Annotated in this window: 12 protein-coding genes and 1 pseudogene; 6 read left to right on the forward strand and 7 right to left on the reverse strand. The window is 59.8% G+C overall.

The window, feature by feature from the left end; genetic code table 11:
• The first annotated feature begins 334 nt into the window (after nt 1-334).
• Nucleotides 335-1,024 carry a hypothetical protein gene (locus ATB98_RS07055; protein ID WP_066871229.1) on the forward strand — a complete coding sequence of 230 codons (690 nt, stop codon included), beginning with the start codon at nt 335-337 and terminating at the stop codon, nt 1,022-1,024.
• A gap of 32 nt (nt 1,025-1,056) precedes the next feature.
• Here the strand turns inward: ATB98_RS07055 and ATB98_RS07060 are convergent, their stop codons facing one another.
• The gene (locus ATB98_RS07060; RefSeq protein WP_066871101.1) at nt 1,057-1,881 is read right to left on the reverse strand and encodes a helix-turn-helix domain-containing protein; all 825 of its coding nucleotides are present in this window, start codon (nt 1,879-1,881) and stop codon (nt 1,057-1,059) included.
• Nucleotides 1,882-2,014: 133 nt separating this feature from the next.
• Here ATB98_RS07060 and ATB98_RS07065 point away from each other — a divergent pair, with 133 nt between their 5' ends.
• The 3 genes and pseudogenes from ATB98_RS07065 to ATB98_RS07080 all read left to right on the forward strand — a co-directional run.
• Nucleotides 2,015-3,016, forward strand: a complete 1,002-nt coding sequence (locus tag ATB98_RS07065) for a Gfo/Idh/MocA family protein (protein ID WP_084435351.1) — start codon at nt 2,015-2,017, stop codon at nt 3,014-3,016.
• Nucleotides 3,017-3,038: 22 nt separating this feature from the next.
• Nucleotides 3,039-3,917, forward strand: a complete 879-nt coding sequence (locus ATB98_RS07070; protein ID WP_066871109.1) for a sugar phosphate isomerase/epimerase family protein — start codon at nt 3,039-3,041, stop codon at nt 3,915-3,917.
• A 297-nt stretch (nt 3,918-4,214) separates the two neighbouring features.
• Nucleotides 4,215-5,039: pseudogene (locus tag ATB98_RS07080) on the forward strand (IS630 family transposase); the annotation flags it as partial.
• A 201-nt stretch (nt 5,040-5,240) separates the two neighbouring features.
• Here ATB98_RS07080 and rctB read toward each other — a convergent pair.
• The 3 genes from rctB to ATB98_RS07095 all read right to left on the reverse strand — a co-directional run bounded on the left by rctB (nt 5,241) and on the right by ATB98_RS07095 (nt 7,854).
• Nucleotides 5,241-5,624 carry an SMa0974 family conjugal transfer regulator gene (gene rctB / locus ATB98_RS07085; protein WP_234781883.1) on the reverse strand — a complete coding sequence of 128 codons (384 nt, stop codon included), beginning with the start codon at nt 5,622-5,624 and terminating at the stop codon, nt 5,241-5,243.
• Between the two features lie 53 nt (nt 5,625-5,677).
• Nucleotides 5,678-6,940, reverse strand: a complete 1,263-nt coding sequence (locus tag ATB98_RS07090; RefSeq protein ID WP_066871117.1) for an 8-amino-7-oxononanoate synthase family protein — start codon at nt 6,938-6,940, stop codon at nt 5,678-5,680.
• A 185-nt stretch (nt 6,941-7,125) separates the two neighbouring features.
• Nucleotides 7,126-7,854, reverse strand: coding sequence for a response regulator transcription factor (locus ATB98_RS07095; protein ID WP_066871120.1), 729 nt, complete (start codon nt 7,852-7,854; stop codon nt 7,126-7,128).
• A gap of 265 nt (nt 7,855-8,119) precedes the next feature.
• Here ATB98_RS07095 and ATB98_RS07100 point away from each other — a divergent pair, with 265 nt between their 5' ends.
• Both ATB98_RS07100 and ATB98_RS07105 read left to right on the forward strand, forming a co-directional pair.
• Nucleotides 8,120-9,040, forward strand: a complete 921-nt coding sequence (locus ATB98_RS07100) for a nucleotidyltransferase and HEPN domain-containing protein (RefSeq protein ID WP_066871122.1) — start codon at nt 8,120-8,122, stop codon at nt 9,038-9,040.
• Nucleotides 9,041-9,084: 44 nt separating this feature from the next.
• The gene (locus tag ATB98_RS07105) at nt 9,085-9,405 is read left to right on the forward strand and encodes a hypothetical protein (protein ID WP_234781884.1); all 321 of its coding nucleotides are present in this window, start codon (nt 9,085-9,087) and stop codon (nt 9,403-9,405) included.
• Nucleotides 9,406-9,609: 204 nt separating this feature from the next.
• On the opposite strand, the gene ATB98_RS07110 is transcribed toward ATB98_RS07105, so the two are convergent.
• The 3 genes from ATB98_RS07110 to ATB98_RS07120 all read right to left on the reverse strand — a co-directional run bounded on the left by ATB98_RS07110 (nt 9,610) and on the right by ATB98_RS07120 (nt 11,144).
• Complete coding sequence (locus tag ATB98_RS07110) at nt 9,610-9,921, reverse strand: PIN domain-containing protein (RefSeq protein ID WP_234781885.1); 312 nt, start codon at nt 9,919-9,921, stop codon at nt 9,610-9,612.
• A 31-nt stretch (nt 9,922-9,952) separates the two neighbouring features.
• Nucleotides 9,953-10,219 carry a type II toxin-antitoxin system Phd/YefM family antitoxin gene (locus ATB98_RS07115; protein ID WP_066871125.1) on the reverse strand — a complete coding sequence of 89 codons (267 nt, stop codon included), beginning with the start codon at nt 10,217-10,219 and terminating at the stop codon, nt 9,953-9,955.
• Nucleotides 10,220-10,430: 211 nt separating this feature from the next.
• Complete coding sequence (locus ATB98_RS07120; RefSeq protein WP_066871235.1) at nt 10,431-11,144, reverse strand: winged helix-turn-helix transcriptional regulator; 714 nt, start codon at nt 11,142-11,144, stop codon at nt 10,431-10,433.
• Between the last annotated feature and the right edge of the window lie 20 nt (nt 11,145-11,164).

The following is an 11,164-nucleotide window of genomic DNA, read 5'->3' on the forward strand; positions in this document are numbered from 1 at the left end:
GTTCGAGCCTTTGTGAGCGTGGCTCTCTCGACCATGGGGGAAACAGTCCGCGTTTCGGGTGACGCTTACAAGTTCGCAGCACACGAATAGCTGACGCAAACAGACGCAAACTCTGCGGAGGTCTGCATCGCTTTCTTGGCGCGGATCCCGACGCGGCACCAGGTCCGTATCTGACGGCCGTCGCTGGCCGCTTGAACGGCGTCTCAAAAAGAGTTCGCAACTAGACGCACCGCGCGCGTATACTTGCGTGGCAAATCAGAGTCCCGCGCAATAGGCATTTCGTTCCTGCCGTGGCTTCCTTTGAGGAAAGTGGCCTTTGCAGGAGGAGTTCGCCGTGGAGAACAAAATCAGAGATCTCGCCTTCGCCGACGAGTTCATTTACGCGAAACTCATCGAGAATGTCGTCGACCATGACGTCGCGGACGCGATTGTCGTCAACCTCAGCCCACGACCGCTCGTAACCGGCGACGAACATCCGGCGATCGTTCCCGCCTGGAAATCCACCTGGCTGCGTGGCGGGCGCATCAAGAGCGCCGAGCGGGTTGCGCTGCTGAAGGTCAAGCGTGCGACCAATCTTGGTGGAGCCATGTTCCGCGGCTGGGACTGGCTCGGCAACCGGATCCGCAGTTTTCCGCGGGACACTCCCCTTTTCATCTCGAAGCAGGACGAGGTCGGCTCGGTCACGACGGACCCCCGGGTGTTCACGAACGAGCGCACCGCCCATGAGGCGCCACAGTCCTTCACGCTCAAGCTCAATCTCTGGTGGTCACCGGGTGATACGGACTGCTTCATTCATCATGAGCACCCGTTTCTGGAGACACATACGCAGATCCACGGCTCGGGCAGGATGCAGAAATTCAAGCAACGCGACCCGTCGACCTTGTATGAGGACGTGGTGATGCCCGTCGGCTATTCGCATGATCCGTTCTGCAGGGTGACGGGGAAAAACGAGTGGACCTACCCCTGGCATCGCTACTACGCCGACACCGACTCCGTCTGGCTGGCGGTGGAACTGCATCCCTGACGAACAGGAGCCCGGCCATTTGCGGTCGGGCTTCAGCCCATCTGGATCATGTCGGACCCGTCGCCCAGATATTGCAGGGCTTCGCGGGGGATGGACGGATCATTCCGGTCCATCACGGTCAGGTTGTTGAGGTGCTCGCGCTTCAAAAGGCCCGGTCCGCGGTAGTGAAGCGCCACTTTCGTGGAATAGGGCGACCTGAACATGTTCGCGGCGATTCCGCTCGCGATGCCGAACATGAAGTTCTTGGAATTCCGCTTTACCTGGGCATAAACCCCGAAGGTCAGCTCGTTGCGTTGGATGCCCTCGAAATCGGCGGTGAAGACACGATCCGCGACGGGAAAACAAAAGCCGTAATATTTAAAAACGTATTCCGTTTTCTTGGGATCATCGAAGCTCGGGAATCGCTCGACATAATAGTGCTGCAGGAACTCCTTGTTGCGATAGATGCAGAAGGCGGACCTCAGGACGAATCCCTTGTAGATGGAGGAAAACTGGTACCTGTCATAAACGCCCAGAATGTCGCTATCGAGGGAGTTGTTCTCGACGATCATATTCGACACGAAGCGCGAGAACTCCGGTAGCTGGCGAGCGGTGGACATGGCATGGAAGAAATTGCCGTCGACCAGCGTACGAAATTCGTCCGGATCCGAAAACAAGATCGGAACGCTGAGGCCGAAATAGTTCGCGATCATCCTTAGATTCGAGGCCGACGGGACGTGAGTGCCCGAAAGATACTTATTGAACTGCTGCCGATTGACGTTGATCTTCCGGCAAACGGCGGCAATCGACCCCTGCCCCTCGCACAAGGTCCTAAGATTGGCCGCGAGCGCCGCGGCATTCCCCCCGAACTGGTCCATTCTTCCAAGCATCCAGGCTGAAGCAACGAGAAGCAGAGTCTACTTCCTTTCGCGAAGGACATCAATGGGATGCGAAATTGCTCCTCGAGCGACCTTGCCGCACTCTGCCCGAAAGCCGACACGCGAGGCGACCATGGGATTGCGACAGAAGGCCGACGAAGGGTGGTCCGTCATGGGCACGGGAACGATCGCAACCGAGCACATGGTTGCGGCCGTCCGCGCGATGGGCCATTCGCCGCTTTGGGTGGTGAGCAGGGACCAGGCCGACGCCCTCCACTTCGCCAACGACTTGAGTATTCCGCAGGCTACGACGGACATGGAGCGGGTCTGGTCCGACCCGGCCGTCAAGTTCGTCTACATCAGCGCCTCGCTCGAGCGCCGGCAACATTACCTCGTGGCAGCCGCTGATGCCGGGAAACACATCCTTTGCGATGGGCCGCTCGCGGAAGACAGCAAAACCGCAAGACTGCTCGTCAGACACTGCTTTGACCGCGACGTCGTGCTCGCAGTCAACCAGCCTCTTCGTGCCTCGGCCGTTCATCAGGCGATGCGGCGGCTCATTCTCGAAGGGGAGATCGGTGCGATACAGTCCCTGTCGATCCTGCGCGGCGGTCCGTTCCAGCCGCCTCCAAACCGCAGGGGCGAGATACCCGGGAACGGCAGCGTCTTTCTTGACATCTCGACGGAGGACATCGATCTCGCGCGCTTCCTGACCGGCCGCGAGCCGACCGAGGCGATTGCCTTCGCCAGGGAATCGAACGGCGCGCCCTACCATCTCGCCTACACGATTCGCATGGAGGACGGCAGCCTCCTGCAGGCGCATGAAAGCTTTGGCACAGCCGACATGGAGAGCATGGTGGTGGCAGCCGGCAGCGATGGCGTGCTGATCGCCAGCGGCACCCTGGGCGCGCGCGGTTCCGGCATTCTGATGCGCAGGGTCGCAGGCCGCAATGAACTCGTTCCCGTGCGTGATCGCGACCTGCACACGGCGACGCTGGAGGATTTCGTGGCGGCGGCGAAGCACCAGGCCTCCCCGCTCGCGACAGGCATGGACAGCCTCGCGGCGCTCGTCGCCACCGAAGCGGTGGCTTCCGCGGCAAGAAGAGGCCGGGCGACAGCGATCCGGACAGGATGAGAGCAGAAAAGGGTGACGATCAATGACCAAGCCGAACCAGCTCCTGCTGCACTCGCTTGTGGCAAGAAACGCGACTCTCGCGATCGATCTCGACATCGCGGAAGAGGTCGGCTTCGACGGGATTGAAGCCTCGGCGACCAAGCTCAGGGCCTTTCTGGATGCAGGCTTTTCCGAGGCGGAGCTGGCTCGCCTGCTTGAGGGTGTGAACGTCCCCGGCATGGGCTTCCTGATCGACATAGAGCGCCAGGGCGAGGCGAGGAAGCAGCTCATGCGAGAAGCGGACGAGCTTTTCCGTCTCGCGTCCGTCGCCGGGGCGAGAGGGGTTCAGGTGCTGACCGGCCCGGTCGATGTGGAGGCCGTGCGTGCCCACCGACAGGGCAGCCCTCTCGATCTTTACAGAGGCTTGCTGGGCCGAACGCTGGAGGACCAAATTTCCCTCACCGCCAGGAACCTCGCCGAAATCGCCGACCTCGCCCGCAACCATGGGCTTCTCCTGTATCTCGAGGCGCTTTCCTGGACGCCGCTCAACACTATTGAAAAGCAGTTGCAGGTCATCAATCGCGCCGGGCGCGATAACGTTCGGATGGTGATCGATTTCTGGCACTGCTACACGTCCGGAGACAGCCCCGATGACGTCGCGCGTCTCGACAAGGACATCATCTATGGCGTCCACGTGTGCGACTCGTTGCCTTTTTCCGGCGGCATTCCAAACGAGGTGGTGTTGAGGGATGTCCCGACCGGCGCAGGCGTGATCGACCTGAAGCTCTGGGCTGATGCGGTCAAGGCGACCGGTTACGACGGCTGGTGGAGTTGCGAGCTCTTCTGCCGAAAACAACAGCAGCAGAACAGCTACGACGTGGCGCGCGAACTCTACGCACGGATGTCGATGCTCGTTGGATGAATCCCGGGATTTCGACAGCGTGTTCGCGCACCAGGAGTGCTTTCGATTGCAAGACCGATTGCCGTCGTCACGCGGCTGGATAGTGACGCCGAGAACGAATGGCTCGCCCGGATAGCAGCGCTCTTGCCAGAGGAGTCTCTTATCCCCTTCCGGACGATGAGCGCGGCCGAGAAGCAGGCGGCTGAGATCGCGATTGTCGCGAATCCGGACCCCACGGAGGTCGCTGCGTTGCCGCAACTAGTGTCCTGATCGATAAATTTGTGCGATCATTTTCCTTGTTTGCGAAGGGGGTGATCGATGGGCAAAGCGGCGGTTGCGATCGACTTGACGGCTGAGGAGCGCGGTGCTCTGGAGACATTGGTTCGCCGCCGCGGCACGGCGCAGGGCTTGGCGCGGCGGGCCCAGATCGTGCTCATGGCCGCGGACGGCGTTGAGAACAAGGAGATTGCCGCGCGGCTTGGCACGATGCCGAACACGGTGGCCAAATGGCGACGGCGCTTCGCGCAGCAGCGGCTCGATGGGCTTTACGACGAGCCGCGTCCCGGCGCGCCGCGCCAGATCGGCGATGACGAGATCGCCGAGACGATCCGGTTGACGCTGGAGACGACGCCGCCGGACGCCACCCACTGGAGCCTGCGTTCGATGGCACGGGCCGTCGGGCATGCGCCCTCGACGATCCATCGCATCTGGACGGCCTTCGGTCTGCAGCCGCATCGCGCCGAGAGTTTCAAGCTGTCTTCGGATGCGCTGTTCGTCGAGAAGGTGCGCGATATTGTCGGCCTTTATCTCAACCCGCCCGAGCGGGCGCTGGTGCTTTGCGTCGATGAGAAGAGCCAGATCCAGGCGCTCGATCGCAGCCAGCCGGTGCTGCCGATGCGGCCCGGCCAGATCGAGCGGCGCAGCCACGATTACGTGCGGCATGGGACGCTTTCGCTCTTTGCCGCGCTCGATGCCGCCACCGGCAAGATCATCGGTCGCTGCTTCAAGCGTCACCGCGCGCAGGAATTCCTGAAGTTCCTGCGCGAAATCGAAGCCAACGTGCCGCCAGACCTCGATAGCCACATCGTCATGGCCAACTACGCCACCCACAAGACCAGCGCCATCCGCAACTTCTTTGTCAAGCGAGCAGCCACCGCGTTGCTGGACGCGCAGAGCTGTCTGAAGGCTCGACCAAATCGGTACCAGCCGGTCAGACCGGGGCTGGTCGGCGTGCCGTTTGCAAACGGGACTGACTAACCTCCCACGGGGAAATATAACTCTCGCGTACTTGAAGAGTGCGAAAGTTGGAGTCTTTTGCTGGACGCCGCCCGAGGCGCGCTCTCGTTAGCGAACCCCTCGATGCCTTCGACTGATTCTCCCGCCAAGACTATTTATATTTAGCCCCGCATCAACCGCTTCTATGTACGGCGATCGATCGGCTGGATGCCAGGCGAATTCCTTCGGCGCCAACGCCGCCACTTCAAGAATGCTGCCCTCCAACGCCGTTCTTATCCCATAGTAAGATAGGACGTCTGTCCCGACGATCCGCATCAGAATCCCCTCGTCGACGGCTCTCACCACAGCCTCGCCATCGGCGAACTGGAAGGTCTTTTCCATCCCGTTGTCAACGATCGACACGCACAACTTCGCGACCCGAATGGAAACGTTGTGGATGAGGTTTCTTGAACTTGGGTGGGAAACACAGCACTCCGATAGGTACTCGTACATGGTCGTTCCTAATAAGAGATCGGGCTTGCAGGTCTTGGCGTGTCGCCGGGCCCTTATCGCAGCGGACTGTCCGAGATTTGTGTCAGCACGTCCTGGATCGCGCTGCCCACCGCATGGATGTCACTTTCCGAGTGACCCGCCGTTGGGCAAAGCCGCAACCCTGCCCTTCCTCGCGCAACCGTAGGAAAGAAGATAGCCGACGTGTAAAAGCCGCGGTCCAGCAAGGCTCTCGCGGCCCCGATAGCGGTCATCTCATCGCCTATCTCCACCGTCCGTATCGGCAAAGGCGAGCCTTGCTGCTCTGTCGGAACGAGGCTGTCGAACAAGGCGGTTCGGCTGCGGAGCGTCATCTGCAGCTCCGCGAGCTCATCCGTCCGATGCAACTGCTGCGATGCAAGCGCCGCGCCGATTGCCGCGACGTTCAGCGACGCCGAAAACGCGTGCGCCACCGCAAACCTTCGAAACAGTTCCTCCTGCCGCGCCGTGCCGAGCATCAGGAGGCCACCCGAGGCACCGAAGCCTTTTCCGAGAGAGGCCGCGATTATGGTTCGCTCGCCCAAGGCGCCGTCGATCTGCGATCTGGCAAAGCCTTCGCCGTGGCTGCCGAAGATCGATATGCCATGGGCGTCATCGATATAGAGAAAGAGGCCGTAGCGGTCCTGCAGGCGCCGCAGGCGCTCGATATCGGCGCTCCCTCCCATCGAATACACGCCATCACAAACGAAGGCGACGGACTTGTTGGCGCGGCAGAGTTTCTCGAGGGCATCGAGATCATTGTGCCCGATGGTCTCGACCCGGGTTTCAGCGGCGATGGTCCCCTTGTGATAGGCGAGCGTCGCGTGGGCAAGGCGATCAAACACCATCACCGGCTTGACGCCGCCTGTAAGGTGTCCCGAAGCGACCAGCGGCAACGCGCTCATATTTGCCGCGAGGACCGTCGTATAGGTGATCACGCGCGCGGCGAACAATTCCGACAGCGCCGCCTCCAGATCGCCAAGGATTGAGAAATTGAGACGCGTTCTCGCGCAAGACCAATGTACCGTCCCGTTTTTGTGGAGCGCCTCGACGGCACCTGCAACGATCTTCGGATGGTTGTCCAAGCCGAGATAGGAGCACCGCACGAAGTCGACGACCTGGCGCCCTCTGTCATGGGGAAGCGCCACGGCACGGCCCTCGAGGGGACGTCCATAAACCGCCATCAGCCCTTCGAAATGCGCGGCATCGAAATGGCTTTGGGCGTACTCAATCAAGCTGCTGGTGTTCCTTTGAGCACCCCTTCCCGCAATACTCCCCTGCCCTGGCGCTTTGCCTTCCATCCGAAATATCTCCCGATGCTTGAACACGAATTTCCGGGAGGTTTATTTCGTTTACCGCTGAAATCAACAAAGTATATGCAAATTTTTCAAGCAAGAATTTGCAATTCGGCAGATTAATCTTCACAATTTAAACTTCATTGTTATGCATTGCCAAACATACATGCGTATTGTGAACGAACGCCAGGTCAATCCGAACCTCCGCCCACTTCGATGGCATAGCCCGTGGCCCGGACCGTGCGAATTAAGGTGCGGCCAGTCAGGCGCTCGAGCGACCGGCGCAAGCGCCCGACATGCACATCCACGGTGCGCGGCTGCACGTAGCGATCGGGCGGCCACGCCGCCGCGATCAGTTCCGAGCGGCTGCGCACCCGGCCTGGTGCCTCCAGAAAGCACCGTAGCAGATTGAATTCGATGGGGCCGAATTGAGCTTCTTCATCGCCATATTCGACGATGCGGCGCCCGGGCTCTATTCTCAGTTGGCCGAAGGTTCTTGTCTCTTCCATATCCGCATCGGGCAGCCGGGCATCATTCGCGTGGGCCCTTGGCAGAGAACCAAGATAGGCCAGCAGCCGCGCGGGCGAGATCGGGCGGACGAAGTTTTCGTCCGCTCCGGCCTTGAGCAATGCCAGATAGTATCGCTCGTCCCCCGACGAAACGACTGCGATCGTCGGGATATGCGCGGTGGTGTCGGAGGCCTTGATCGCCGCACACGCTCTCAAGGTCGGACCAGAATCCTCTCCCGTAACCAGGATGATTGCAGTGACAGGTCTCGTCGCGGCCTGGTCCGCCACCTCGTCTTCGCTGACCAGGGCCGCCTGGAAGCCTTCCCGTGCGAGGATATAGGCGAGCAACACATAGAAATTGGCATCGTCCGAGCAAATCAGGACCAAGGGTTTGGTATGCTGAGCCTTCATGCAGTCAAGTCGTCCTCGCAGTTGTTCTCGTCCCGAGATTTGATGTCACAAAAAATCGGGATTAATACGTGCGCCGTTGGCATGTAACCCCCAAATTTTTATTGCATTTGCCTTTAACGGCGGAGACAGCTCGAAAAATTTAAATTTTCCCCCTATTTTTGTTGCAACATTTTGTTGAATTTTGGCGCGAGATGGGCACTCTGTAGATTCAGCGAACCGGGTTCGCTATTCATGCACCATGACTGCAGAGAGCACCTCAGAATCGATGAAGACCAACCTCGACCACCTTCCGCATCGAAAGCAGCGCGAGCTCGCGCGCATCGTCGAGGTGTTGCACGAAGAGTTCGAGGACGCCCTCAAGGAGGGAACGGCAGATTTCAAGAAGCGTGGCCGGATTCTGAAGATCATCCTCTTCGGATCCTACGCGCGAGGAACATGGGTCGACGAGCCGCACACGAAGAAGGGATACAAGTCTGACTACGACCTGCTGATCATCGTCAACAACCGGAAGCTGACGGATTTCGCGGCCTACTGGCACAAGGCACAGGACAGGCTCTTGCATCTGCCGGAAATCCGGACGCCGGTGAGCCTCATCGTCCATTCAAGACGTGAAGTGAACACGGCGCTCTACGATGGCCAGTATTTCTTTGTCGAAATCCGCCGCGATGGCATCATACTTTACGAGCTGGACGACGAACCGCTCGCCGAACCGAGACCGCGTACGACGGCCGCTGCCCTGCGAATAGCGGAGGAGTATTTCGAAGACCGTATGCCGCATGCATGGAAATTCGCGAAGGGCGCCGCATTCTATCTGAAGGAGCGCGATCCGAAAGAGGCTGCGTTCTTGCTGCATCAGTCGATCGAGCAAGCCTATTCAGCACTCTTGCTTGTCCAGACGAGTTATAGCCCCGCATCTCATAATCTGAGGCACCTGCGCGGCCTCGCCGAGGAGCGAGATCAGCGACTCGCTGAAGTTTGGCCTCGCGATCAGCATCAATATGTGGCGTGGTTCAACATCTTGAATGAGGCTTACGTCAAATCTCGATATTCGAAGCACTATGAGATCAGCGAGGAAGCCCTTGCCTGGCTCGTCGAACGAGCCCATCGCCTCATCGCCGAGGTGGAAGCTATTTGCGTCGAACGCCTGGAGCGGCTACGAAAACAGGCAAAAGACGAGCCTGACTGACCTAACAGTCGCTCACGAAGGACACGTTTGCCAGGGACGGCACGATGAGAACCGATTGGTTCTGTGGCTCGCACAAGCTGAGTTCCAACGTCCGGCAACCTATTTACCCCTGCGCCGGACAGCAGGAGGTCAGCGTGTCCAAAATTCCTTGCAATCCCGCCCCTGGGCAACAAAGCCCCCGGAAAGATGGCTTCTGGCAGAAACACCAACAGGAGGAAATGGTGGAGGCGGCGATCCATCTCTACGGCAGCGAAGCCGCAACTGCTGCAGCCTATTGCGCGCTCGAGGCCTGGACCGAACGCCGACACAGCGACTACGGCTTCTGGTTCGAGGTGTTCCTACGGCTCAGAGACCGTGTGATCTAGCGGTGTTCATCTGCTCAGATGATCGCCTTGAGCTCCATGTCGGGAGACACGGGCGGCATTGTTCGTCGAGTCGGCCAGAATCACTCTTCGGGCCGACCGGGCGATATAGCGGACCACATGAGCCGGTGATTTCACCTCGATCCCGAAAGGACGAAAAGGTTTCAGGTTCGCCGTGATGACCGTCAGACGGTGAAAGCTGGCGGTTCACGCAATCATGGCATCGGACGCGCCGGGATTGTGGCCGGCCGCAATGGCCTTGGCTTCCAGTTTGCCGCCTTCGCGTGCAACGCCGGCATCCACAGGCAAGATCCTGTCGCCGTAGCCGGCGATCACGCCTTTCAAGAAAAGCTCTATTCCTGCCGCTTTGACCATCGCGCCTCTGGCATCCAGTAACCGCACGCCCTTTTCGATCTCGTGGACGGTAATGGCTGAAAGGTAGACCGCGCTAACCTGCTCCTGCCCTTCCAGCCAGTCCGCAAATTCAGGCGTGGCCGTGGCCCTGGAAGGCGAGAACATGGAATTGCGTTCGTGTCGAGAAGATCGCCGGTCACAGATCGACCTCACGCGAGGGAGCCGGATTTCGGGCGAACACATCGTCGTCGAGATCGAGGTCGGCGGGGAAGGACTTCAGATACTGGATGAGGCTGGGGCGCTCTTTACGAAGCGCCTTCTTAGCCGCTTCTGGGGCTCCCACGGAGACGAGCACCGCAGCAGCCCGGCCGTGGCGAGTGATCGTGACGAACTCACTAGCGGCAGCTTGATCTACAATATTCGAGAAACCAGCTTTGGCGTCCTTCAAGCTGATTGTTGACACTCTGGTCGCCCAGGAGTGGTCATTTCCTGCACACCATCGAACGTGGTCCAAAGGTAGTCGGCGCGATCATCGTGGCGATATGATCGGCGTCGCCGTGCACATGCGCCGCCTCGGCAAAACGGTCAGGACGATCTCTGTCTCCGTCGCCCAAGGCGCTCCACCGGCTTCTCCGCCATCGACGACCGAGCAGCCGACCCTCCTTGGAAAACGCTCAATTTTGCAATGACTGATTGAGATCGTCGAGAGCGTAGCCCACGGACCGCACGGTGCGAATTACGTCGGGCCCAAATCGGTTGAGCGCACGCCTGATGTGGCCGATGTGGATGTCGACCGTGCGCGGCTCGACTTCGGTTTCGCGCGGCCAGCATGCCGCGATCAGGTCATCGCGACTGTGCACGATACCCGGCATCTTCATGAGATGCAGAAGCAGCCTGAACTGGAGCGCGGAGAGGTACACGGCGTGACCGTTCCGCGTGACCCGGACGCCCGGCACGTTCATCTCAATGTCCGCGTGCCTGTAGATCTGCTCGGGTGCGGCCCCTGCGCGACAATCATCTGATGAGTTGGTTCGAATACCCTTCAGGAAGGCGAGCAGCCGACGTGGGTCGTAGGGACTGCATATGACGGCGTCGATTCCGGGAACATCGATATCACGGCTGAATTCTGCTCTGGACGCGTTTGTAAGCACGGCGACAGGGACGCGATCACCACTAACCTCCCTGATGCGACGGCAAAGGTTGACCGCGTCGCCGCGACAGTCGGAGCAATCGACCAGAACAGCCAGCGGCTCTTCGGTCCGTATCGCAGCAAGCAGCTCGCTTTCGTGAATGGACAGCCGGACGGGGAACCCTTCGGCCGCGAGAATATACGCGATGAGACGAAAGAGCTCCGCATCGCCCGTATAGATCAACACACCCGCACGCATGCCGTACCTGGTCTCCAACT

Source organism: Sinorhizobium saheli, assembly GCF_001651875.1.
In the GTDB taxonomy this organism is placed as follows: Bacteria; Pseudomonadota; Alphaproteobacteria; order Rhizobiales; family Rhizobiaceae; genus Sinorhizobium; species Sinorhizobium saheli.

Bases quoted from the DNA above. Each gene is read 5' to 3' on its own strand.
- ATB98_RS07060 (WP_066871101.1), bottom strand. From the start codon at position 1,881: ATGGACCAGTTCGGGGGGAATGCCGCGGCGCTCGCGGCCAATCTTAGG.
- ATB98_RS07065 (WP_084435351.1), top strand. From the start codon at position 2,015: ATGGGATTGCGACAGAAGGCCGACGAAGGGTGGTCCGTCATGGGCACG.
- ATB98_RS07070 (WP_066871109.1), top strand. From the start codon at position 3,039: ATGACCAAGCCGAACCAGCTCCTGCTGCACTCGCTTGTGGCAAGAAAC.
- rctB (WP_234781883.1), bottom strand. From the start codon at position 5,624: ATGTACGAGTACCTATCGGAGTGCTGTGTTTCCCACCCAAGTTCAAGA.
- ATB98_RS07090 (WP_066871117.1), bottom strand. From the start codon at position 6,940: ATGGAAGGCAAAGCGCCAGGGCAGGGGAGTATTGCGGGAAGGGGTGCT.
- ATB98_RS07095 (WP_066871120.1), bottom strand. From the start codon at position 7,854: ATGAAGGCTCAGCATACCAAACCCTTGGTCCTGATTTGCTCGGACGAT.
- ATB98_RS07100 (WP_066871122.1), top strand. From the start codon at position 8,120: ATGAAGACCAACCTCGACCACCTTCCGCATCGAAAGCAGCGCGAGCTC.
- ATB98_RS07105 (WP_234781884.1), top strand. From the start codon at position 9,085: ATGAGAACCGATTGGTTCTGTGGCTCGCACAAGCTGAGTTCCAACGTC.
- ATB98_RS07110 (WP_234781885.1), bottom strand. From the start codon at position 9,921: ATGTTCTCGCCTTCCAGGGCCACGGCCACGCCTGAATTTGCGGACTGG.
- ATB98_RS07120 (WP_066871235.1), bottom strand. From the start codon at position 11,144: ATGCGTGCGGGTGTGTTGATCTATACGGGCGATGCGGAGCTCTTTCGT.